The sequence below is a fragment of the Sphingomonas sp. ABOLH genome, from assembly GCF_003951715.1.
Taxonomy (GTDB): Bacteria; Pseudomonadota; Alphaproteobacteria; order Sphingomonadales; family Sphingomonadaceae; genus Sphingomonas; species Sphingomonas hankookensis_A.
The window spans coordinates 47,235-70,141 of the sequence record NZ_QQWV01000002.1; the positions used below are offsets into that span (position 1 = coordinate 47,235).

Sequence of the window (22,907 nt, forward strand, 5' to 3'; positions counted from 1 at the left end):
AGGGTGCCGCCTCGAATGCGGCATCCCGACTGGCGATCAACGCACGGATGAGGACGGCGGCCGGCACCGAAGCGCCGAAGACCGTTTCACCGTTCCCCGAGCTGCAACGTCGCTGGCAGGCGGCCTTCAGCTACCTCCAGCGGTTCGCCGAAGCCAACCCGGATGCGTCCGACGTCGTGGAAGCGAGGCGACGGCTGGCAGAGGTGGAGTGGGAATGGCAGCGTCTCCAGGCTCTTGATCCGAACAGCCCCGACTGCTTCCCGTGGCCCTCGACCGATGCTCCCGCCGGTGATGGTGATGGCCATGGGGCCACCGGCGCCTGGCAGGAGATCGGCATGCTGGCCTATCTCGGCTACCACGTCGGTCTGTCCAGCACGTTGACCTCGGCACAACGGATGCGGCTGCTCGGGCACGTCTTCGTCATGCGCCTGCCGCCGCTCAACGGCATCGCCTACATGCGACAGTGGGGCGCGCCCGATACGGGCACGCGCCTCAGGAAGATCGCCGAAGGTCTCGCCTCGTTCGCGCGGAACGCGAAGCGCCGCAGGAACCCGAACCTCGCCGAGGCGATCCGCCAGTGGGAGGACGACCTGGAGGGCCTCAGGCGCGCCCACTACGTGGGCCGCTTCGACTTTCCCTGGCCCGCTCCATGATCGAATGGCTCGTCCTGGGCGCCTTGGCGCTCGCCGGGGGCGCTTCGAGTTCCGGAAGCCGCTCGTCGTCCTCCGGCAGTCGATCGCCGGCGCCCTTCGATACCGGCGAATATCGGCGCAGGAAGGAGGCCGACGAAGCGGCCTGGCGGACAGGCTGGGAGCACGAGGTCGACCGGACCCGATGGATCCCGCAGAGCGTCGCACACCGCATCATCGAGACGTACCCGCTGCCGGGCGCCGATCGAACCTACTTCATGACCTCGATCCAGAAGCCGACCAAGCTGAAGGAGCTGCTCGCCGAGTTCGCCGCCCACAACCTCGAACACCTCGCCGACCGGAAGGCGGCGCTGAAGCCGTTCTTCGACGGCGTGGAGAGGAACCCGCTCACCGACGAGCAGATGGACGCCTGCATCTGCTTCGACGACGCCGTGCAGATCGTCGCGGCCGCGGGATCCGGCAAGACGTCGACGATGGTCGCGAAGGCCGGGTACGCGCTGCACGAGGGGCTCGTCACGCCCGAACAGATCCTGGTCCTCGCGTTCAACAGGGACGCCGCCAAGGAACTGGATGCACGCATCCAGACCCGTCTAGCGGGGTTCGAAGGCGTCGATCGCATCACGGCACGCACCTTCAGCGCATTCGGTCTCGGGCTGATCGGCGAAGCGACCGGCAGGCGGCCCTCCCTCGCTCCCTGGGTGGGGTCCCAGACGGACGAGGTCGCCAAGATCGTCGAGATCGTCGAAGACCTGCGCCGATCCGATCCCGCGTTTCGCGAGGACTGGGACGTGTTCCGCACCGTCTATGGACGGGACCTCGATCGCTGGAGCGCGCCTCGCGACAGCGCGAACCCGTCCATCGTCACCGCCAACGGAGAACGGGTGAAGAGCGACGAGGAGCGGACCATCGCGAACTGGCTGTTCCATCACGGCGTGTCGTACGAATACGAACGGCCCTACGAACACGATACCGTCACGTCACGGTACGGACAGTACAAACCCGACTTCTACTACCCGGACGTCGGGCTCTACCACGAGCACTTCGCACTGAACCGTAGAGGCATGCCGCCGCCGCACTTCGAGGGCGACTATCTCGGCGAACGCCGCTGGAAGCAGGGCCTCCACCGGGAGCGCGGCACGGATCTGTTCGAGACGACGTCGTACGAGATCCGCAGCCCCGGATCGTTCGACCGCCTCCGGCAGGAGCTCGAGGCCCGTGGCCTGTCCCTGCATCACGATCCGGATCGCACGGGAAAAGGGCCGCCACCGCCCACCATCAGTCAGCTCGCATCGACCCTGCGGACCTTCCAGCAGCACGTGAAGGGCAGCGGGCTGACGATCGCCCAGATCCGCGCGGCGATCCCGGCCGGGTCCGACGACGCCTACACGGCACGCCTCACACGGTTCGTCGACCTGTACGAGCGGATATCGGCGGAATGGGAGGACCGGCTTCGAGCGATCGAGTGCATCGACTTCGACGACATGATCGTGGCGGCGGCCGAGCATCTCGAGGCCGGCTACGAAAGCCCGTACACCCTGATCCTCGCCGATGAGTTCCAGGACAGCTCGCGCGGTCGCGTCAGGCTCCTGAAGGCGCTGCTGAAGAGTCGTGGTGGCGACGCCCGACTGTGCGTCGTCGGTGACGACTGGCAGGGCATCAATCGCTTCGCCGGCGCCGACCTGTCCGTGATGAGCCACTTCAAGGCGTCGTTCGAGCACTCCACCAGGGTGATGCTCAGCACCACCTTCCGCTGTCCGGCAAGGCTGTCCGAAGCGGCGAGCGCCTTCGTCCAGGCCAACCCGCGACAGATCCCGAAGACGGTCGTCACCACCAACGACTACGAGGGCCCGTCCCTGGTGGCGTATGCGTCGGAGACGAGCGAGGCGTCCACCTCCCTGCTGCACGATCATCTCGACGCCCTGCGGAAGCAGGTCGCTTCCGGCGCCCTGCATGGATCGAACGGCCACCGGCCTCGCGTCATGCTCCTCGGGCGCTACAATCGGGACCGACCCGCCGACATCGGACGATGGCAGCGCTCCTTCGCCAGCGCATTCGATCTCGAATTCCGGACGGTCCACGCCTCCAAGGGCCTGGAGGCGGACTACGTCATGCTGGTCAACCTCACCGAGGGCCTGTTGGGGTTTCCGGCCAAGCAGACCGACGACAGCGTGCTGGATCTCGCCATGCCTGAACCGGACCCGTTCCCGATGTCCGAGGAGAGGCGGCTGTTCTACGTCGCCCTGACCCGCGCCAGGCGGCAGGTCCGGATGTACACGACGATCGGTGAACCCTCACGATTCCTGATGGAGCTCGCGAACGGCGGACACCTCGAGATCAGAACGGCCGGGGGTCTCCTGGAACCATGCCCCTCGTGCCGGTCAGGCCATCTGAAGCTGATCGATGGGAGGAACGGCACGTTCCAGGCGTGCAGTCGGTCGCCATCGTGCCGCTTCAAGCGTAACATCGCCGTTCGGAGCGGCGGTCCGTCGGCCGGGAACGATCGCATCGGGGCGCCCATGGAGGCCGGCTGCCGTTGCCCGATCTGCGGGACCGGCACGCTGATCCTGAGGGACTCGGGGCCCTACGACCCCTTCCTGGGATGTTCGGAGTACCCGAGGTGCCGAGCGCGCGCGCTACCACTGGAAGCGGCGCGCGTTTGATCACGCTACTGAGGCTCCTGCCGCGAGGATCGGATGTGAAGGAAGGAAAGAGGAAGTGGGCGTCTACGTCAATCTGAAATGCCGAGGCTGCGGCGAGAGCCTGACGGGCGGCTACGTGCGCACCTACGCGGGGATAGGCGAGCCGCTCATCGATTGCCCACGCTGCAGGACCGTCAACAGTCATGCCGACCGGGTCACCGAATGGCAGCTGATGGGCGGATTCAGGAGGTTCTGGCTCCTCCTCACTCTGGGATGGTCGACGCTTTTCTTCTACGGCATCGGCGGAACCGTGCTTGCCACGTTCCTGCTCGTCAAGGAAGTGATCCGATCCGAAGAAGCCGTGTTCGCGATCATCGCGGCCGCCCTGGCGATCGGCCTGCTCCGCCTCTTCCTCTACTTCCGCAAGGGCATCCGCCTATCACACGAACGCATGTCCAGCCCGACGTACCGCCAGAAGCTGAAGAGACACGGGCTGACCTGACGACAGGCCGATGGCCTCCGGCTGTATTCCTAGACCGTGATCCGGCTCCGCAGGCGGTCTGCTTTCGGGATCCGGCGTCTTCACTCAGGTGGCACGATCGCAGGTCGGCTGTGCCACGATCAGGCATCCACCAAGCGATGAACGACGAAGAGGAAAAAGGAACCGATAAGGAGACTTCGCTCTCCGGACGGGCGATCAGGCGGCAGAGACGCCTGTCGGCCGCGATAGTGGCGGATGCCGTGCGCGATCTGCGACCGCAGGCTCCCCTTGGACAGGTGAGGAGGCTGGTCGCCGAACGCTGTGTGGCCGCCGGACTTCCCATGCCCTCCCGCAATGCGCTCGTGGCGAAGATCGCCGACATCCACCGCGCCGATCCGGACGCGACCATGCTGGTCCTCGATCGATGCTTCATCGAAACCGACATCGAAGGTGAGATGCCGAAGATCGCGACGCTGCACGTAGCGATACTCCATCCACCGGGCAGGATCCTGGCATACCGGCTCATCGGGGGCCCACCCGAAGCTGCGATCGATGCGGAACTTCTGCTGGAACTGCAGTCCACCACGAGAGGCGGTCCCTCAGCCCGCGTACGCCTCGCAGCGAGCGGCCCCGTCGAGGAACACATCCGCGCCGCCCTTATGGAAGCGCGGATAACGGTCGCCTCGAAGACCTCGAGATGGAGGGGGCAGGACGCGAAGGATGCCTTGGGCGGGTCGCTTCTTCCCCACAGGGTACGCCTGCGAGTTCCGCGCTTGGAAACCGGCATGTTTTGGGCAGATCCCCCGACGGTCAGGCGACTGAGCAGCCGTCTAAAAGCGACCCTCGAACATGGACGTATCCCGCAGACCGCAGGCACTCTCCATGTCGCGCTGGCAGCTCCGCATCGGGCTCCGACCCTCATCAGCATGCTTCGCACGATACTGCATGATCGACGTAACCTATCCCGCGACTAAGTGACAAGGTATTGATTCCTAATTACTTTATGTTGTCATCCTAGGCGGTTACGCTGGAAGCGGACGTCCCATACCCTCAGCTGGCACGACCGTCTTCACGAGCGCCAACCGCAAGAGCGGCTGGCCACGTCTGATGCGCGGTCGAAGCGATCGGGGGATTGTGAATGTCGAACGTGCTCATCGGGATCATCGGGGTAATCCTCTTCATCGGTCTCGCTCTGGCGGGTGCGTTGTTCCTCGGACCTCGCTTTCAGGAGTCGTCGAACAACGCCAAGGCTTCAGCCATCGTTAACCAGATGCAGCAGATCTCAGCGGCCATTGAGATGTACCAAATCACGACCGGTACGACCATGATGGCGTCGAACTTCTCGACCAACGTGGCAAGCCTGGTTCCTGAATACCTGAAGATGGCGCCGTCAAACTCGCAGGGTCGGCTCTATGACACGACCGATGCAATCGGCTTCGGCACCAATACGCCGGTCAAACTCGTGGTGACGACGGTCCAAGGCGATGAAGCGACTGCTCGTGGCATATGCATGGCGATCAACAAACAGGCCGGACGACCGGACTCGTCGGCATCCCTGGGCCCAGTGACCCGCCCGGAGGATTTCGGGCCCTTCGTCGCCGAAAGCAAGTCGCTTGGATGTATGCACTACACGGCAGGGGGAAGCCGTTACACGGCTTGGCTCGCAATCTGAGGCATGAACAACGTCTTCATCAGGATGATGAGCGAAACGCGGCATATCAGGTCGAAGCCTAAACGCATTCTCCAGGAGGGCTTGGGCTAACTTCGGATTGGAACGACAGGAGCCAAAAGATGCGGCGCCTTCATGTTCGCCCTCGCGATTGCCCTACGATTGCTCGCACCATCAAACACCACTTCGATGTTCATTTCACGAGGAGTGTAGGGCTGACACGCATAGAAGGCGTCCATGTCGACATGGATGATCTTGCGGGTGGGGTCCGACATTGCGCGGGTTTACAATGCGCTACGGTACGAGACAGCGCAAGAACAAAGAGGGAATGGATGCTGCACGCTTGCCGTACCCCCGCGCAGGCGGGGATCCAGAGCCAAGCAGGCGAGCGGTAGCGTCTGACGCCCTGGACCCCCGCCTGCGCGGGGGTACGGAGCGCGCGGTACGGGCCGCTCAGCTGTTCGTCAGGTTGAGGAACACGTCCTCGAGGTCCGCTTCGCGCGTTACGACGTCGACGATGCCGTAGCCCTGTGCGGTCACCGCCGCGAGAACCTCGCCGGCATTGGCGACGTCCTTGCGATAGGTGATCGCCAGCAGCCGGTCGCCCTTGCGCTCGACCTTTTCGAAGCAGCTGGCATCGGGCAGGTCGGCGACGTCGCGGTCGAGGGTCAGTTCGACCGCCTTTTCCTGTGCCATGCCGAGGAGTTCGCGAGTCGGCTGGTTGGCGACGACGCGGCCATGGTTGATGATGGCGATACGGTCGCAGAGCTGCTCGGCCTCTTCCAGATAGTGCGTCGTCAGCACCACCGTCACGCCCGCCGCATTGAGTTCGCGGACATAGTCCCACAGCTGGTTGCGCAGCTGGATATCGACGCCGGCAGTCGGTTCGTCGAGGACGAGGACCGGGGGCGAATGGACCATCGCCTTCGCCACCATCAGCCGCCGCTTCATGCCGCCCGAGAGCGTCCGGGCATAGGCGTTGGCCTTGTCCTCCAGATGCACCGCGCGCAGCAGGTCCATGGTGCGGCGCTGGCCCTTGGGCACGCCGTAGAGGCCGGCCTGGATCTCCAGCGTTTCGGCAGGGGTGAAGAACGGATCGAACAGGATTTCCTGGTTGACGATGCCGATCGACGCCTTCGCATTGCGCGGGTGCTGGTCGATGTCGAAGCCCCAGATCGACGCGCTGCCGCTGGTCTTGTTGACGAGGCCGGCCAGCGTGTTGATCAGCGTCGACTTGCCCGCGCCGTTGGGGCCGAGCAGCCCGAAGATCTGGCCGCGGGGCACGTCGAACGACACGCCGTCGAGTGCCACCTTGGGCGCAGCGCCGCCCTTCCCCGCTGCATAGGTCTTGCACAGGTCGCGGATCGAAATGGCGGCTTGGGTTTCCATGGGGGTTGCCGATACGCCCGTGGGGGCCCCAAGGGAAGCATCGACTTGTCGAGGCTTCGCACCGTTGCTATTCGCGCAGACATGCTGCCTCCGCCCGAACTCCTCCGCGTCACCACCCCCCGCGTCGCCTGCGACGGCGCCGGCGACATCGCCCCCGCGCTCGGCCACCCGCGCGTGTGGTTGCAGATCGACGAGACGGGCTATGTCGATTGCGGTTATTGCGACCGGCGCTTCGTGCTGGTCGGCGGGCCGGCGGATGGGGCGGATCACAGCCAGTTGAAGGATCATGGGGACGGCGCGGGCCGGTAAGGCCGAACGTAGTTCGGACGACCAGCAAGGCCCGCGCCCGGCCGGCGGCGGGCAAGCTCGCCGTTGCCCGCCGACCGACGACGCGGCTTTGCCGCGGCGGTGAGACTGTTTCCTTACCCCGCCCCAACGTCATCCGCGCGCAGGCCGGGTATTTCGGCGATCGCGCGGGACGAGCGCCGCGAGAGACCCCAGCCTTCGCTGGGGTGACGGTTTAGGTCAGAAGTGCCGTTGCACCGCCCATACCAGCTGCATCACGATGGAGATGGCAACCACCGCCATGCAGATGAGGAACACCCGGCGGCGCAGCGGGCTTGCCGGCAGCAGGCCAGTTGGTTCCTGCTCCTCGGCCTCCACCGCCTGGATCCGGTCGCGCCGTGCCGTCAGTGTGCGCCGACCCAGACGCCGACGGCATAGGCCGCGCCGCTGCCCCATTTGAGCGCCGTACAGATGCCGAACACGACCAGCGCTGTGTTAGCCGCCGTCTGAAATTTCTGCTTCATTCGTCGATGCTCCACCCTTCAAGTTCTTCAGCCTATGGCCGACCGCCCGTGGCTGCAAGCACTGGAACGCGACCCCGGCTACGTCGGCAGCTGACGGCGGCACGGGGCAGGAATGGCGACGACTTTGGCTTGGGGGGAGGCCCGATATCGCAAAAGCTGAAAAGACGCCGTCAGGCTTCGTTGTCAGGCATAGGGCGGACCATCACGCTGCCAAGAAACGCGAGCAGGAATGACGTCCCCAGAAGGGCGCAACCACCATAGACCATCCAATCGTTCCGGCTGTCGAGCATGGCGTTTGCGTCCGACGCCAGTAACGCCAGCGCGCCGCCGCCCAGCAGGCCGCACGACATCGCGGAGAGCCATAACCGGCCGACGCGCCGTTCCGCCGGGGCGATGCTGTGGGCCATGGCATGAAGGCCCGGCACCAGACGCCAGGCAAGCCAGAGCGCACTCGGCAGGCACAACAATGTCAGGACAAGGAACGGCAGGTTCGGCGGATCGCCGGCCGCTACCGCGCCGAGGACCGTCGACAGGCCGCTCAACCCCGCAAAGGCCAGAACGGCGAAAGCATAGATCGAGTAGCTGACGTCGCGCTCGTGCATGGGCGAACGCTATGTGCCGGCACGCCCAAAGGCAACGTGGTCGCTCGTCCCGCACACCGGGGACCGACACCCCATTCCCCCACGCCGCCGCCGCCCTATATTGGCCGCATGACCCCGACCGATCCCCGCTCGTACCTCTATTCCGGCGACCTCGACCCCGCCGCTGCGCTCCGCGCCACGCAGGCGACGCTGGCCAATGTCGAGGATGGCGAACTCTATCTCCAGTATCGCCGGTCCGAGGCGTTCGGCTTCGACGACGGGCGGCTGAAGACCGCGTCCTACGATACCCATGCCGGGTTCGGGCTGCGTGGCGTTTCGGGGGAGACGACCGCCTTTGCGCACGCCAACGAGCTGTCCGAGGCGGCGATCCGCCGGGCCGGCGAGACGATGGCGCTGATCGATCCGGCCAAGGGGGCGAAGGCACCGCCGCCGCGCGGCAACAATAGGCATCTCTATACCGCCGCCGATCCGCTCGACCTGATCCCCTTCGCCGACAAGGTCGCGCTGTGCCAGTCGATCGATGCCGCCGCTCGGGCGCGCGATCCGCGCGTGTGCCAAGTGTCGGCGAGCCTGATGGGGTCGTGGACGGTGGTCGAGATCGTGCGGCCCGATGGCTTCGTCGCCACCGATGTCCGGCCGCTGGTGCGGTTGAACGTGTCGATCGTGGTCGAGGCGAACGGGCGGCGCGAAACGGGCAGCTTCGGGATCGGCGGGCGCTATCTGTACGAATCCTTGTTCGCCGACGCGACGTGGAACCGGGCGATCGACGTGGCGCTGGGCCAAGCGCTGGTCAATCTGGAGGCGGTCGACGCGCCGGCGGGCGAGATGACGGTGCTGCTGGGTGCGGGCTGGCCGGGGATTTTGCTGCACGAGGCGATCGGGCACGGCTTGGAGGGCGATTTCAACCGCAAGGGCACCAGCGCCTTTTCGGGCCGCATCGGCGAGCGGGTGGCGGCACCGGGCGTGACCGTCATCGACGACGGATCGATCGCCGACCGGCGCGGGTCGCTGAGCATCGATGACGAGGGTACGCCGACGCAGGAGAATATCCTGATCGAGGACGGCATCCTGAAGGGCTATATCCACGACCGGCTGAACGCGCGGCTGATGGGCGTCGCGCCGACCGGCAACGGGCGGCGTCAGGACTTTTCCCATGCGCCGATGCCGCGGATGACCAACACCTTCATGACCGGGGGGAAGGATGACCCCGCCGAGCTGCTGTCGCGGGTGAAGAACGGCATCTTCGCCAAGTCGTTCGGCGGGGGCCAGGTCGACATCGTGTCGGGCAAGTTCGTGTTTTCCTGCACCGAGGCGTACCGGGTCGAGAATGGCCGGATCGGTGCGCCGATCAAGGGCGCGACGCTGATCGGCGACGGGCCGGAAGTGTTGAAGCAGGTGCGGGGCATCGGCAACGACTTTGCGCTGGACGAAGGGATCGGCATGTGCGGCAAGGCCGGGCAGTCGGTGCCGGCAGGGGTCGGGCAGCCGACGCTGCTGATCGACGGGCTGACCGTCGGCGGCACCGCCTGATGCCGCTGGCCGAACTGGGGCGGTTTCCGCGGGTCGAGGCGCAGATCATCGTCGGGCGGCTGGAAAGCGAGGGCGTGCCGGCGGTCGCCTTCGATGGCGAGGCGAGCATCGGCGATGGCAGCTGGCTGCTGATCCCCGTGCGGGTGATGGTCGATGACGACGATCTGGATGCGGCGCGCGCAATCCTCGACGCGGCCGACGGGCCTGCCTGAAAAACGGGCAGTCGTGACGCGCTGCACAAATTAACCGCTCGTTAATCCGGCAACCGCGCCGCCAACGCCTGAAAATTGGTGGTACGGCACTTTGGCATGGCCGTTGCAACGTTTCCCCCGAGCAATGATGCGACACGGGGGGCGACATGAAATTAGTCATCGCCATCATCAAGCCGTTCAAGCTGGATGAGGTACGCGAAGCACTGACCGAGATCGGCGTCGCCGGCATGACGGTGAGCGAGGTGAAGGGATTCGGGCGGCAGAAGGGCCAGACCGAAATCTATCGCGGGGCCGAATACAGCACCAACATGGTGCCCAAGATCAAGATCGAGGTCGTGTGCGACAGCGAGATCGCAGCGCGCGTCGTCGAGGCGGTGCAGTCCGCCGCGAACACCGGCGCGATCGGCGACGGCAAGATCTTCGTTCTCGACGTCGGACAGGCGGTGCGCATCCGCACCGGCGAAACCGACCTGACCGCGCTGTGATGGGGGGCATCATGCAACATCCGAAGAAACTGATCGCCGGCATGGGCCTCGGCCTGTTCGCGGCGCTGCCCGCCTGGGCACAGGACGCCGCGCTGCAGGCACCCGCCGCCGCCGCCGCGCCGGTCGCGACCGTGAACAAGGGCGACACCGCGTGGATGATGGTGTCGACGGTCCTCGTGCTGATGATGATCGTGCCGGGCCTCGCGCTATTCTATGGCGGCCTGACGCGGACCAAGAACATGCTGTCGGTGATGACGCAGATCGGCGCGGTCGCGGCGCTCGCGATGCTGATCTGGGTCATGTACGGCTACTCGCTGGCCTTTGGTCCCGACGTGTCGAGCGCCACGCTGGCGAACTTCATCGCCAGCCCGGGCAAGGCGTTCCTGGCGGGCGTCACCTCGGCGTCGCAGGCGGCGACCTTCACCGCCGGGGTCGAAATCCCCGAATATGTCTTCATCAGCTTCCAGATGACCTTCGCCGCGATCACCATCGCGCTGGTGCTGGGGTCGGTGGTCGAGCGGATCAAGTTCGCTGCGGTGATGGTCTTCGCCATCGTCTGGCTGACGATCACCTATTTCCCGATCGCGCACATGGTGTGGGCATCGAGCGGCTATTTCTTCAAGGCGGGTGCGCTCGACTTCGCCGGCGGCACGGTGGTGCACATCAATGCCGGCGTGTCGTCGCTGGTCCTCGCCATCCTGCTGGGCAAGCGGCTGGGCTTCCCGACCGAGCGCATGGCGCCGCACTCGCTGACGCTGACCATGGTCGGCACCGGGCTGCTGTGGGTGGGCTGGTTCGGGTTCAACGCCGGGTCGGCGCTGGAAGCCAATGGCACCGCCGGTCTGGCGATGATCAACACCTTCGTCGCCACCGCTTCGGCAGGGCTGTTCTGGATGCTGGCCGAGAAGTTCTCGGGGCATAAGGGTTCGGCGCTGGGCTTCTGCTCGGGCATCATCGCCGGCCTCGTCGCGGTGACGCCGGCGGCGGGCAATTCGGGTCCGTTCGGCGCGATCGTGCTGGGCGCCGTCGCCTCGGTCGTGTGCTTCTTCGCAGTGACCGTCGTGAAGCCCAAGCTCGGCTATGACGACTCGCTCGACGCGTTCGGCATCCATGGCGTCGGCGGCATCATCGGCGCGATCGGTACGGCGGTCGTCTATGCCCCGTCGCTGGGCGGTCCGGGTGCGGCCGACTACGACATGGGCGCCAAGCTCGGCGTGCAGATATTCGCGGTGCTGGTCACCATCGTGTGGGCATCGGTCGGCACGACGATCGCATGGTTCGTCGCCAAGGCGCTGACCGGTGGCCGGGTGTCGAAGGAAGTCGAGCTGGAAGGCCTCGACCTCGGCGAACATGGCGAGCGCGCCTACAATTACTGAGTTTCCCTACCGGGCGGCGGCCTAGTCCCCTGCCGCCCGGAACCACAGTTTCCTCCTGCGGAAAAACCCCTGGGCCGGTGCGGTGACGCATCGGCCCTTTTTTTGGTTTCCGGTGCCCGGGAAGAAGAAGGGAGGGGTTCACGCGGAGGCGCGGAGACGCGGAGGGGTTTCGCACGCTGGCCCGTTACCCGCGCCAGCGGCCTTATCCCAGTTGACGGCGGAGGAACGGAAAGCGCTGACGCGCGACGGCACCCCCTCCGCGGCTCCGCGTCTCCGCGCGAACCTCTTCCTTCTTCCCAGCCCACAACCCGCAGCCTAAGACGCCCCCATGACCCCTTATCTCGATCTGATGCAGCGCGCCCTGAACGATGGCGTACCGACCGACGACCGCACCGGAGTCGGCACAAGGTCGGTGTTCGGGCACCAGATGCGCTTCGACCTGTCGGCCGGCTTTCCGGTGCTGACCACCAAGAAGCTGCATCTGCGCTCGATCATCATCGAGCTGTTGTGGTTCCTGCGCGGGGATACCAATGTGCGCTGGTTGCAGGAGCAGCGGGTCAGCATCTGGGACGAATGGGCCGATGCGAACGGCGACCTCGGCCCGGTGTACGGCAAGCAGTGGCGCGACTGGGTGGCGGCGGACGGGCGGCATATCGACCAGATCGCCGAGCTGATCCACACCATCCGCACCAACCCGGCCTCTAGGCGACAGATCGTGACCGCGTGGAATCCGGGCGAGCTGCACGCCATGGCGCTGTCGCCCTGCCATTGCCTGTTCCAGACATACGTCGCGAACGGGAAATTGTCGTTGCAGCTGTACCAGCGCAGCGCCGATATCTTTCTGGGCGTGCCGTTCAATATCGCGAGCTATGCGCTGCTGACGCATATGCTGGCGCAGCAATGCGATTTGGCGGTCGGCGAGTTCATCTGGACCGGCGGCGACTGCCATTTGTACGAGAATCACCTCGATCAGGCCCGCGAGCAGCTGTCGCGCACCCCCGGCCCCCTGCCCCGGCTGGAGATCGTGCGGAAGCCCGAGGCGATCGACGGCTATGCGCTCGAAGATTTCGTGCTGCATGACTATGTCGCCCAGCCGCATATCAAGGCGGCGGTGGCGATATGATCGACGCGATCCTCGCGCGGGCCGACAATGGCGTGATCGGGGTCGATGGGCAGCTGCCATGGCACCTGCCCGCCGACCTCAAGCGGTTCAGGGCGCTGACCATGGGCCGGGCGATGGTGATGGGGCGCAAGACGTTCGAGAGTTTTCGCTCCCCCCTGCCCGGCCGGCGCCATATCGTGCTGACCCGCGACCGCGACTGGCGGTCGGACGGGGCGGAGGTGGTGCATGATCCGGAGGCCGCGCTGGCGCTGGCCGGTGGGCAAGCCGCAGTCATCGGCGGGGCGGAAATTTTCGCCCTGCTCCTGTCGCGGATCGAGCGGGTCGAGCTGACCGAGGTCCATGCGACCCCGGCGGGCGATGCGTTCGTCCCGCCCTTTACCGGCTGGGTCGAGGCGTGGCGCGAGGACCACAGTGCCGAGGGAGAACGTCCGGGGTACAGCTTCGTCACATTGCTCCGTCAGCCCACGACCGCGTAAGGGGCGGCAGCGCCGGGCAACGGCGCGTGGGGGAACGGAGCGGATGCGCAGGGCGATCTGGTGGGGCGTGGCATTGCTGGCGATTCTGGCCGCCGGCTTCTTTGCGTTGGCGCCCGGCATCGTCGAGCGGTCGATGAACAAGGTCGAGCCGACGCCGGCGATCGAGCAGCGCATGGGCGCCGATATCGATCCGGACGCGCTCGCCCGGGAACTGGCCAAGCCGACCCCCGAACCGGTTTTCGCCGACCCGATCGTGGATTTGCATGCCGACACGCTGCTGTGGTCGCGCGACCTGTTGACGCTCGGCACGCGGGGTCAGGTCGACCTGCCACGGTTGCAGCGGGGCAATGTCGCGCTGCAGGTCTTTTCGTCGGTAACCAAGACGCCACGCGGGCAGAATTACGACTCGAACGGCGACGACAGCGACAATATCACCCCGCTGGTGATCGCACAGTTGCAGCCGGTCCGGACCTGGGGATCGCTGCTCAACCGGTCGCTGTGGCACGCGACGAAGCTGCGCCGCGCGGCGCGGGCATCGAACGGGGAATTGCGGCTCATCACCAGCCCGCGCGAGCTGGACGCATTGCTGGTCGCGCGGGCGAATACGCGGCCTTGCCCGCATCATGCTGCGCCCGATTTCCCCTGCGTCAAACCGACCGGTGCGCTGCTGTCGATCGAGGGGCTGAACGGGCTGGAGGGGAGCCTGGCCAATCTCGACCGGCTGTATCGCAGCGGGTTCCGCATGGCCGGCCTGACCCATTTCTTCGACAATGAGATTGCCGGGTCGATGCATGGCCGGGCCAAGGGCGGCCTGACCCCGTTCGGGCGACAGGTGGTCGCGCGGATGGAGGACAGGGGCATGATCGTCGATGTCGCGCATCTGAGCCATGCCGGCATCGCCGACGTACTGAAGGTCGCAAGGCGGCCGATTGTCTCCAGCCATGGCGGGGTGCAGGCGACGTGCCGAGTCAACCGCAACCTGACCGATGACGAGGTGCGCGGCATCGCCCGGACCGGCGGGGTGGTCGGCATCGGATATTGGGCGGGCGCGGTGTGTTCGACCGATCCCAAGGCGATCGCGAAGGCCATCGTCCATGTCCGCGACGTGGCCGGGATCGATCATGTGGCGCTCGGGTCCGACTTCGACGGCGCGGTGACGACCGCGTTCGATACCGCATGGGTCGCGCTGGTCGCCGAGGCGCTGCGCGATGCCGGGTTGCGGCAGGACGAACTGGACAAGGTGATGGGCGGCAACGCCATCCGCGTGCTGCGCGCCGGGATGCAGCCCCTTTCGCCGGCAGCGCCCGCCCGCTAAGGGGCGGCGATGCAGCGTCTGGACGGTGGCGCGGCGGTTCCCGCGTCGTTGCGCGGGGGCATCGTCGCGCTGGGCAATTTCGATGGATTCCATGCCGGGCACCAGGCGGTGGTCGGGCGCGCGGTCGAACGGGCGCGCGCCGAAGGCCGGCCGGCGATCGTCGCGACGTTCGACCCGCATCCGCGCCGCTATTTCCAGCCGGGGCTGCGGCCGCTCCGGCTCACCAGCCTCGACCAGCGCGAGCGGCTGTTCGCGCAGGCCGGGGCCGATGCGATGCTGGTGTTCACCTTCGACGCGGCGCTGGCCGGGCTGTCGGCGCAGGCGTTCGCGGCCGAGCGGCTGGTCGGGATGCTGGGCGTCGGCGGGGTGGTGACCGGCACCGACTTCACCTTCGGCAAGGCGCGCGGCGGCGATGTGACGACGCTGAGGGCGCTGGGCGAGGCGCATGGCTTTTCGGCCGAGACGGTCGCGCCGGTCGGCGACGGACAGGCGGTGGTGTCGTCGTCGCGCATTCGCGATGCGCTGCGCGAGGGGCGTCCGCGCGAGGCGACGGCGCTGATGACCCGCCCGTTCGCGGTCGAGGGCGTGGTGGAACATGGCGCGAAGCTCGGGCGGCAGCTGGGTTATCCGACTGCCAACTTGTCGATGGGCGGCTATCTGCGCCCCGCTTACGGCATCTATGCGGTGACCGGGCGGTTGGCGGACGGGCGGGTGCTCAATGGCGCGGCCAATCTGGGCATTCGTCCGACGATCGCGGGCGAACCGGTCGAGCTGCTGGAGCCGTATTTCTTTGATTTTGCAGGCGATCTGTACGGGCAGACCATCGAGGTCGCGCTGATCGACTATCTGCGCGGCGAGGAAAAGTTCGAGTCGCTCGATGCGCTCAAGGTGCAGATGGCGGCGGATTGTGACCGTGCTCGGACGGTGCTGGGGTAGCTTCGGAAGTTGGCGAAGGTTGCGGTACGTTCGTTTTTGGATGGGCGGCTGGTTCGTTTGTTTTCAATGGGTTGAAGGGTTGCGCAGGGCCGTTCCGGGCGCGGAAGTTGACGCTGGTGGCGTGAAGAAGAAATCGGTTCACGCGGAGGCGCGGAGGCGCGGAGGCGCGGAGGGGTTGCGGTCCGGGCGAGCGCATCCGCGCCAGCGGCCTTGTCCTGCGGTTGCAGCGGGGTTGGTGTCTCCCGATCGTGGGCGGGGGGCCGCAGGTGGGACATCCTCCGCGTCTTCGCGCCTTCGCGTGAACCATTCTGCCCTCGCGGAGCAGGGATATCGACGATGCAAAGAGCGCCGCGATCCTGACCTGATGCGCCCTTGTAGGAAAGCGGTTTGCGTGGGGCCGCGCATCGGCTAATCGCTGGCGCAATCCTATGACCGACACCAGCGAACCCACGCGCGACTGGCGCGACACCGTCTTCCTGCCGAAGACCGACTTCCCGATGAAGGCCGGCCTGGCCGCCAAGGAACCCGCGATCCTCGATCGCTGGGCCAGGATGGGGCTGTATGAGCGGCTGCGCGCCGAGCGGCAGGGCCGCGAGCGTTTCCTGCTGCACGACGGCCCGCCCTACGCCAATGGCGACATCCATATGGGCCATGCGATGAACAAGGTGCTGAAGGACATCGTCGTCCGCACCCAGTCGCTGATGGGCAAGGATGCGCCGTATATTCCGGGGTGGGACTGTCACGGCCTGCCGATCGAATGGAAGATCGAGGAGGCGTATCGCGCCAAGAAGCGCAACAAGGACGAGGTCCCCCCGGCCGAGTTCCGCGCCGAATGCCGCGCCTATGCCGCCAAATGGGTCGAGGTGCAGAAGGGCCAGTTCCAGCGGCTCGGCATCCTCGGCGACTGGGAAGACCCGTACCTCACCATGAAGTTCGACGCCGAGGCGACCATCGCCGAGGAGTTGCTGAAGTTCGCCATGTCCGGCCAGCTGTATCGCGGGGCCAAGCCGGTGATGTGGTCGCCGGTCGAAAAGACCGCACTGGCCGAGGCCGAGGTCGAATATGAGGATGTCGTGTCGACGCAGATCGACGTGGCGTTCGAGATTGTCGACGCGCCGAATGCGCCGGAACTGGTCGGTGCCCATGCGGTGATCTGGACGACGACTCCGTGGACGATCCCGGTCAATCAGGCTTTGGCTTATGGGCCGGAGATCGAGTACGGAATCGCTCGAGTAACGTTGCAGAACGGTGACGTTAAGCGTGTCCTCACGGCGACACAGCTCTGGCCGCAGTTTTACTCGCGCGCAAATGCTGGCCAGCAAGGCATGTTCGCAGGAGAGTATGTCGCCAAGGTAGAAGTTGAAGGAGTCATCAAGGGCTTCGACCTCGCCGGCGCTACCGCGCGCCACCCGATGCACGCACGCGGCGGATTCTTCGCCAAGCCGCGTCCGCTGCTGGCCGGCGACTTCGTGACGACCGATGCCGGTACGGGCCTCGTCCATATGGCCCCCGATCATGGCGAGGACGATTTCGAGCTGTGCAAGGCGAACGGCATCGAACCGGTGTTCGCGGTGCAGGGCGATGGCCGCTACCGCGACGACTGGGCGTGGCTGGGCGGCGAAGGCAGCGTCATCAACCCGAAATTCGTTGCCGCCGGGCGTGGCGGCAAGCTGGAGGAAGGGCCGATCTGTCGCGACCTGCGCGAAGCGGGCGCGCTGCTGGCGGCGTCGGACGACTTTGCGCACAGCTATCCGCATAGCTGGCGGTCGAAGGCGAAGGTGATTTTCCGGGCGACACCGCAGTGGTTCATTCCGATGGACCGTTCTTCTAAGCCCTCTCCCCTTCAGGGGAGAGGGTTGGGAGAGGGGGTGTCGGGTGATCCGTTGCTCTCGGTGACCCATCTCGACGGCAGTCCCCTCTCCCCGACCCTCTCCCCTGAAGGGGAGAGGGAGGGTAACGGCGCGACTCTGCGCGAAATCGCGCTCGATGCGATCGAACGCACGCGGTTCGTGCCGGAGAAGGGGCGCAACCGGATCGGGGCGATGGTGTCGGGGCGGCCCGACTGGGTCATCAGCCGCCAGCGCGCCTGGGGTGTGCCGATCGCGCTGTACGTCAACCGGGCGACCGGCGACTATCTGCGCGACCCCGCCGTCAACGAACGCATTCTGACCGCCTTCCGCGAGGGCGGGGCCGATGCGTGGTATGCGGCGGATCATCAGGCGCTGCTGGGGGCGGACTACGCCCTCGCCGATTATGAGGTCGTGACCGACATTCTCGACGTGTGGTTCGATTCGGGCTGCACCCATGTCTTCACCATCGAGAAGCGCTTCGGGGCAGGCACCCGCGCGAACCTGTATCTCGAAGGGTCGGACCAGCATCGCGGCTGGTTTCAGTCGTCGCTGCTCGAAAGCTGCGGGACGCGGGGGCAGGCACCCTATGATGCGGTGCTGACGCATGGCTTCGCGCTGGACGGCAACGGGCGCAAGATGTCGAAGTCGCTCGGCAATGTCGTCGATCCGTTGAAGGTGATCGGCGAATCCGGCGCGGACATCCTCCGCCTGTGGGTCGCGCAGACCGATTATTTCGAGGATGTGCGGATCGGCAAGGAAGTGCTGGCCGGCACGGGCGATACCTATCGCAAGCTGCGCAACACCTTCCGCTATCTGCTGGGCGCGCTGGACGGCTTCAGCGAGGACGAGCGGGTGCGGGTGGCCGAGATGCCGGGGCTGGAGCGCTATGTCCTGCACTTGCTGGGCGAGCTGGATACCGAGCTGCGCGCGGCAGCGGAAGCGTTTGAGTTCAACCGCTATGCCCGCGCGCTGACCGATTTCGCCAACGAGGACCTGTCGGCGTTCTTCTTCGATATCCGCAAGGATTCGCTGTACTGCGACGCGAGCGAAGATGTGCGGCGGCGGGCATATCGCACCGTGCTGGACGTGCTGTTCCACGCGCTGGTCCGCTATGCCGCGCCGATCCTGGCGTTCACGGCGGAAGAGGTGTGGCAGGCGCGTTTTGCCAGCGAGGACGGGTCGGTCCATCTGCTCGAATGGCCCGAACTGCCGCAGCTGCCCGCCGACCAGCCGCTGGGCACGGCATGGGCCGAGGTGCGCGTGCTGCGCCAGCAGGTAACCGAGGCGATCGAGCCGCTGCGCCGCGCGAAGACGGTGCGGTCGAGTCTGGAGGCCGAAGTGACGGTGCCGTCGCTGCCGCTGCCGGCGGACGAGCTGGCCGAGCTGTTCATCGTCGCGAAGGTGCGCCAAGCCGATGGGCCGATCACGGTAGCGCGGACGGAGGAGGCCAAGTGCGGGCGCTGCTGGCGGCACCTGCCCGATGTGGCAGTCGATGGCGACCTGTGCGGTCGCTGTGCGGAGGTGGTGGCATGAGCCTGCGCAAGATGTCGGTGGGGATCGCGCTGCTGGTGCTGATCGTCGACCAGTTCGTCAAATACTGGGTCACTGGTCCGATGGGGATCGATTATCCGGGAGCGGAACTGAACCTGTTGCCCTTCTTCACGCTGCGCTTCGTCCAGAATTTCGGCGTGTCGCTGGGGTTATTGCAGGCCGGCAGCGAATTCGCGCGCTGGGCACTGGTCGCGATGACCGCGATCATCGCCACCGGCGTGGCGGTATGGATCCGGCGCGAGACGCAGAAGCCCGAGCTGATCGGCCTGGGGCTGGTGCTGGGCGGGGCGCTGGGCAACATCATCGACCGGGTCCGTTTCGGCTATGTCGTCGACTATGCCGACTTCCATGTTTTCGGCTACAGCCCGTTTCTGGTATTCAACATCGCCGATGCGGCGATTTCGATCGGTGTCGTGATCCTGCTCGTCCGCGCGCTGTTCACGCCGAAGCCGAAGCACGATGTTCCTGTGGAGAAGGCCAATGCGTAAGTTTGTCGTCATCAGCAGCCTCGGCCTGATCCTTGCCGGGTGTCAGGGCAATGCCCTGAACCGCCAGCGCCCCGACGAATTCGCCGTCGCGCGCCAGGCGCCGCTGGTGATCCCGCCCGATTATGCGCTGGTGCCGCCGCAGCCGGGCGCACCGCGTCCGCAGGACACCGCCGCCTCGACCCAGGCGATGCAGGCGCTGTTCGGCGGCCCGGCGCAGCGTAGCGCGACCGAGCGGCTGACGCTGGAACAGGCCGGCGGTGCCGGTGCGGCCGATGCGGGGATCCGCTCGGGCGTGGCCGATCCGGGGACGAACGTCGTCGACAAGGGTTCGACGACCCGCGACATCATCGCGGCGCCGGCGGGTGACGGGCAGACGGCGCGGACGACCACGCCGTAAGGGGTTTGGTTTCGGGTTTGGGAAAGGCCGGTTGCCCCACGGGGTGACCGGCCTTTCTTTTGCCCTACCTGCTCCCCGCCCCCCTTCGTTTGCTTCGAGCGCAGGTTCGAGCCTGTCGAGAACCATAGTCGAGAAGGCGGTGTCCCCAAACGGGGTGTTCTCGACCGACGCTTCTCGACAAGCTCGAAGCTGCTCGAACCGAATGGGATTTGGTTTGGTTAAAGCTCTTTGCGTTTGCCCTGAGTAGCCATTGAGCGAAGTCGAAATGGCGTATCGAAGGATTGCCTGAGGCGGGTGCTTCGATACGGGTCTTCGACTGCGCTCAGCCCCTACTCAGCACGAACGGGGTTTACGTTTCTTCGTCCCTTCAGAACGCCGCGGTCAGCGACACCACCACCGTGCTGGCGCCGATCGGGCTGCCGTTGGTGGTCTTGCTGAAGTTCGGCTGGAGATAGGCGACTTCGCTGTTCGACAGGTCGGTGTCGACATAGGCGACGCCCAGCGTCAGGTTCTTGTAGGCGAAGTCGGCACCGAGCAGCCAGTCCCAGTATTTGCCGGTCGGCGCCATGCTGGTGCCGTTGGGGCCGAGGCCGGGATTGCCGTCCGAATAGCCGATATGCGCCTTGAGTGTGACGGGCGTGTTCGGCACGCCGGCGGCGGCGTCACCCGACAGGTAGATATTGTCTTCCTTGCGCCCGTCGCCCGGGATCAGCGGGGTGGCCGAGGCGGTGACGTAGCTGAGCGAGGTCTGCTTGGGCGCATAGAACACGCCGGCGGTCAGCGTGGCCGGGCCGGCGGTGCCCGAGACCTTGCCATAGAATTCGACGACGTCGGTTTCGTCGAAGCCGCCCGGATAGGTGTACCAGGTGACGCCGGCATCGACGGTCGCGTCGCCGAAGCTGTGCTTGTAGCCGGCGATCAGGTCGAGTTCGAGATTGGCGCCGCCGAACGTGCCCCAGCCGGCGAGGTTCGAACCCCAGGTACCGATATAGACGCCGCTTTCATGGGCGACGGTGATGCCGCCCTGGACCGCGACATTCTTGTCGGTCTGCGACACGCCGCGGAAGCGATAGTCGGACGCGACGGTCGCGCTGCCGCTGATGGTGATCGGTTCGGGCGGCGCGGTGTCCTGCGCAAAGGCGGGCATGGCGGTGGTGGCGGCGAGGATCGCGGCCGGGAGGAAGGTCGAGAATCGCATCGTAAACCCTTTCTAGGTTCCGTGGTGATTCTCCTGCGTTCGAAGGTCGCCGCGATTCGGTGGACCTGCTGGCCCGGGCGGTCTGACCCTCTGCGACCGAATATGTCGAAGCGTGCCGCGCCGCACAATGGAAATTGCGTAGGGTACGGATACGACACACCCGCTGTTGCAGGGGCGCAACAGCGGGTGGGCTTGGCTGGATCTCCTGGACGACGTCACCCCAGCGGACGCTGGGGTCTCCTGCGGCTAGGCGCAGGCTTCATTACCGGGAGATCCCAGCCTTCGCCGGGATGACGTATCGAGCAGGATCCGGCCGGGGGTCAGGCGCGGATGGCGAGGATCGCGTCGATCTCCACGACGGCGCCGAGCGGCAGGACCGGCACGCCGACCGCGCTGCGGGCGTGGCGGCCGGCATCGCCGAACAGCTCGACCATCAGTTCCGATGCGCCATTGGCGACCTTGGGCTGGTCGGTGAAGCTGCCGGCCGAGTTGACGAACACGCCGAGCTTCACGACGCGCTCGATCCGGTCGAGGCTGCCCAGCGCCTTTTCGGCCTGGGCGAGGATCATCAGCGCACACTTCTGCGCCGCGCTGGTGGCATAGGCGAGGTCGCGGTCCTCGCCGGCGCGGCCGGTCATCAGGTTGCCGTCCTCGAAGGGCAGCTGGCCCGACAGGTGGAGCAGGCCGCCGGCCTCTACCGCGGGGACATAGGCCGCGACGGGGGCGGCGGCGACGGGGAGCGACAGGCCGCGTTCGGCCAGCTTTGCGGGGATATCATAAGCCATGGAGCGTTCCTTTCGTGGATAGCGGATGGGGTCAAGCCTGCGCGGGCCGTCCCGTGGCGAAGCGGGCCTCGATCCACGCCTGCGCCTCGACCCAGTCGTCGATGCGGGCATGGGCGGCGGCGGCGGGGGGCACATGGATGGCGAGGTCGGGTTCGGACACCATGTGCAGCCGGTACACCTGCGGCGCGGTGTCGGCTACCGACTGATGATGCACCGCCAGGTCGTCGACGAACACCGCGACGCTGGGGTCGTATTCGGCCAGCAGCCGCGCGACCGGCGGCCCCTTGCCCCCCTGGTTGCATTCGACGCGGTGGACGATGCCGTGCTCGGCCAGCTGGTCGATACGGTGGGCGCGGCAATGGTCCTGCAGGTTGGTCAGGACGACGATATCGGCCTGGGTCGCCAGCGCCGCCAGTGCCTCGCGGGCATGGGGGACGAGGGTCTGGCGCGCCATCTGGCCGGGAAAGAAGCCGTCGAGATAGCTCCACATCTCCGCGCGGTCGAGCACGGTGCCGTCGGCGCGGGTCATCGACGTCGCGAAATCGCCCCCGGCCATGTCGAACGCGATCGCATGTTCCTCGCCCAGCCAGGTCCCGAAATGGCGGACCATGTGCAGCAGGACTTCGTCGCAATCGGTGATGAGCAGGGGTTTCATGCGGTCTCCAGTTCGGCGCGCGCCCGGACCAGGGCGGTCGGGGGCACGGCCAGCGCCTCGGCACAGGCGATGAGGTCGGGTTCGTAACTTTCGAGATGGCTGAGCAGTTGCGCGAGGAAGCCGGGGTCGCCCGCCCGCGCGCGCAGCTCGGCAGGGTCGATGCCGGTCAGCGCGAGGAACCGGTCGCGCCGGCTATCGTCGCCGATCACCCACACCAGCGCGTTGAGGCCCAGGGTCGCCGCGTCTTCATTTGTTTCCGGCCTGCGCATCGCCTAGACAGCCTTTCGAACT

The 22,907-nt window shown here is 66.3% G+C and carries 24 protein-coding genes; 17 read left to right on the forward strand and 7 right to left on the reverse strand.

Annotation, left to right across the window (positions count from 1 at the left end):
- The first annotated feature begins 47 nt into the window (after positions 1-47).
- The 5 genes from CA237_RS01160 (at position 48) to CA237_RS01180 (ending at position 5,442) form a co-directional block, all read left to right on the forward strand.
- Positions 48-653, forward strand: a complete 606-nt coding sequence (locus CA237_RS01160) for a hypothetical protein (RefSeq protein WP_126012427.1) — start codon at positions 48-50, stop codon at positions 651-653.
- A complete protein-coding gene (locus tag CA237_RS01165; protein ID WP_126012430.1) occupies positions 650-3,310 on the forward strand; it encodes a UvrD-helicase domain-containing protein in 2,661 nt (886 codons plus the stop codon). The genes CA237_RS01160 and CA237_RS01165 overlap by 4 nt, the downstream gene beginning before the upstream one ends.
- Positions 3,311-3,365: 55 nt before the next feature.
- On the forward strand, positions 3,366-3,791 hold the full coding sequence (locus CA237_RS01170) for a hypothetical protein (protein WP_126012433.1): 426 nt from the start codon (positions 3,366-3,368) through the stop codon (positions 3,789-3,791).
- A gap of 137 nt (positions 3,792-3,928) precedes the next feature.
- The gene (locus CA237_RS01175; protein WP_126012436.1) at positions 3,929-4,744 is read left to right on the forward strand and encodes a hypothetical protein; all 816 of its coding nucleotides are present in this window, start codon (positions 3,929-3,931) and stop codon (positions 4,742-4,744) included.
- Between the two features lie 164 nt (positions 4,745-4,908).
- Entirely contained in the window at positions 4,909-5,442 is a 534-nt protein-coding gene (locus tag CA237_RS01180) for a hypothetical protein (protein ID WP_126012439.1), read from the forward strand.
- Between the two features lie 450 nt (positions 5,443-5,892).
- Here the strand turns inward: CA237_RS01180 and CA237_RS01185 are convergent, their stop codons facing one another.
- On the reverse strand, positions 5,893-6,828 hold the full coding sequence (locus tag CA237_RS01185) for an ABC transporter ATP-binding protein (protein WP_066692317.1): 936 nt from the start codon (positions 6,826-6,828) through the stop codon (positions 5,893-5,895).
- Positions 6,829-6,909: 81 nt separating this feature from the next.
- On the opposite strand from CA237_RS01185, the gene CA237_RS01190 reads away from it, so the two are divergent.
- A complete protein-coding gene (locus CA237_RS01190) occupies positions 6,910-7,137 on the forward strand; it encodes a zinc-finger domain-containing protein (protein ID WP_126012442.1) in 228 nt (75 codons plus the stop codon).
- A 216-nt stretch (positions 7,138-7,353) separates the two neighbouring features.
- Here CA237_RS01190 and CA237_RS19525 read toward each other — a convergent pair whose 3' ends face one another.
- Together CA237_RS19525 and CA237_RS01195 are read right to left on the reverse strand one after the other, a co-directional pair.
- Positions 7,354-7,491: a hypothetical protein gene (locus tag CA237_RS19525; protein ID WP_157092775.1), complete on the reverse strand. Its 138-nt coding sequence runs from the start codon at positions 7,489-7,491 to the stop codon at positions 7,354-7,356.
- Between the two features lie 316 nt (positions 7,492-7,807).
- Positions 7,808-8,239: a hypothetical protein gene (locus tag CA237_RS01195; protein ID WP_126012445.1), complete on the reverse strand. Its 432-nt coding sequence runs from the start codon at positions 8,237-8,239 to the stop codon at positions 7,808-7,810.
- A 108-nt stretch (positions 8,240-8,347) separates the two neighbouring features.
- Between CA237_RS01195 and tldD the strand changes: the two genes are divergently transcribed.
- The 11 genes from tldD to CA237_RS01250 all read left to right on the forward strand — a co-directional run bounded on the left by tldD (position 8,348) and on the right by CA237_RS01250 (position 19,978).
- The gene (gene tldD / locus CA237_RS01200; RefSeq protein ID WP_066692326.1) at positions 8,348-9,769 is read left to right on the forward strand and encodes a metalloprotease TldD; all 1,422 of its coding nucleotides are present in this window, start codon (positions 8,348-8,350) and stop codon (positions 9,767-9,769) included.
- On the forward strand, positions 9,769-9,981 hold the full coding sequence (locus tag CA237_RS01205; protein ID WP_066692328.1) for a DUF2007 domain-containing protein: 213 nt from the start codon (positions 9,769-9,771) through the stop codon (positions 9,979-9,981). The genes tldD and CA237_RS01205 overlap by 1 nt, the downstream gene beginning before the upstream one ends.
- Before the next feature lie 146 nt (positions 9,982-10,127).
- Positions 10,128-10,466: a P-II family nitrogen regulator gene (locus CA237_RS01210; protein WP_066692331.1), complete on the forward strand. Its 339-nt coding sequence runs from the start codon at positions 10,128-10,130 to the stop codon at positions 10,464-10,466.
- Positions 10,467-10,477: 11 nt separating this feature from the next.
- Positions 10,478-11,842 carry an ammonium transporter gene (locus tag CA237_RS01215; RefSeq protein WP_066692804.1) on the forward strand — a complete coding sequence of 455 codons (1,365 nt, stop codon included), beginning with the start codon at positions 10,478-10,480 and terminating at the stop codon, positions 11,840-11,842.
- Positions 11,843-12,170: 328 nt separating this feature from the next.
- Entirely contained in the window at positions 12,171-12,965 is a 795-nt protein-coding gene (locus CA237_RS01220) for a thymidylate synthase (protein ID WP_066692334.1), read from the forward strand.
- Complete coding sequence (locus CA237_RS01225; protein WP_066692336.1) at positions 12,962-13,441, forward strand: dihydrofolate reductase; 480 nt, start codon at positions 12,962-12,964, stop codon at positions 13,439-13,441. The genes CA237_RS01220 and CA237_RS01225 overlap by 4 nt, the downstream gene beginning before the upstream one ends.
- A gap of 43 nt (positions 13,442-13,484) precedes the next feature.
- Positions 13,485-14,756, forward strand: a complete 1,272-nt coding sequence (locus CA237_RS01230; RefSeq protein WP_126012448.1) for a dipeptidase — start codon at positions 13,485-13,487, stop codon at positions 14,754-14,756.
- 9 nt (positions 14,757-14,765) lie between these two features.
- Positions 14,766-15,692, forward strand: a complete 927-nt coding sequence (locus tag CA237_RS01235; RefSeq protein WP_126012451.1) for a bifunctional riboflavin kinase/FAD synthetase — start codon at positions 14,766-14,768, stop codon at positions 15,690-15,692.
- Between the two features lie 428 nt (positions 15,693-16,120).
- Positions 16,121-19,075: an isoleucine--tRNA ligase gene (ileS, locus tag CA237_RS01240; protein WP_126012454.1), complete on the forward strand. Its 2,955-nt coding sequence runs from the start codon at positions 16,121-16,123 to the stop codon at positions 19,073-19,075.
- Complete coding sequence (gene lspA, locus CA237_RS01245; protein WP_066692346.1) at positions 19,072-19,581, forward strand: signal peptidase II; 510 nt, start codon at positions 19,072-19,074, stop codon at positions 19,579-19,581. The genes ileS and lspA overlap by 4 nt, the downstream gene beginning before the upstream one ends.
- Complete coding sequence (locus CA237_RS01250; RefSeq protein ID WP_066692349.1) at positions 19,574-19,978, forward strand: DUF3035 domain-containing protein; 405 nt, start codon at positions 19,574-19,576, stop codon at positions 19,976-19,978. The genes lspA and CA237_RS01250 overlap by 8 nt, the downstream gene beginning before the upstream one ends.
- A 367-nt stretch (positions 19,979-20,345) precedes the next feature.
- On the opposite strand, the gene CA237_RS01255 is transcribed toward CA237_RS01250, so the two are convergent.
- The 4 genes from CA237_RS01255 to CA237_RS01270 all read right to left on the reverse strand — a co-directional run bounded on the left by CA237_RS01255 (position 20,346) and on the right by CA237_RS01270 (position 22,885).
- Complete coding sequence (locus tag CA237_RS01255) at positions 20,346-21,176, reverse strand: TorF family putative porin (protein WP_126012457.1); 831 nt, start codon at positions 21,174-21,176, stop codon at positions 20,346-20,348.
- A 320-nt stretch (positions 21,177-21,496) separates the two neighbouring features.
- A complete protein-coding gene (locus tag CA237_RS01260; protein WP_055757447.1) occupies positions 21,497-21,961 on the reverse strand; it encodes a RidA family protein in 465 nt (154 codons plus the stop codon).
- Between the two features lie 31 nt (positions 21,962-21,992).
- Positions 21,993-22,616, reverse strand: a complete 624-nt coding sequence (locus CA237_RS01265) for an HAD family hydrolase (protein ID WP_126012460.1) — start codon at positions 22,614-22,616, stop codon at positions 21,993-21,995.
- Positions 22,613-22,885, reverse strand: a complete 273-nt coding sequence (locus CA237_RS01270) for a DUF3572 domain-containing protein (protein WP_066692357.1) — start codon at positions 22,883-22,885, stop codon at positions 22,613-22,615. Before CA237_RS01270 ends, CA237_RS01265 begins: the two co-directional genes overlap by 4 nt.
- Positions 22,886-22,907: the final 22 nt, after the last annotated feature.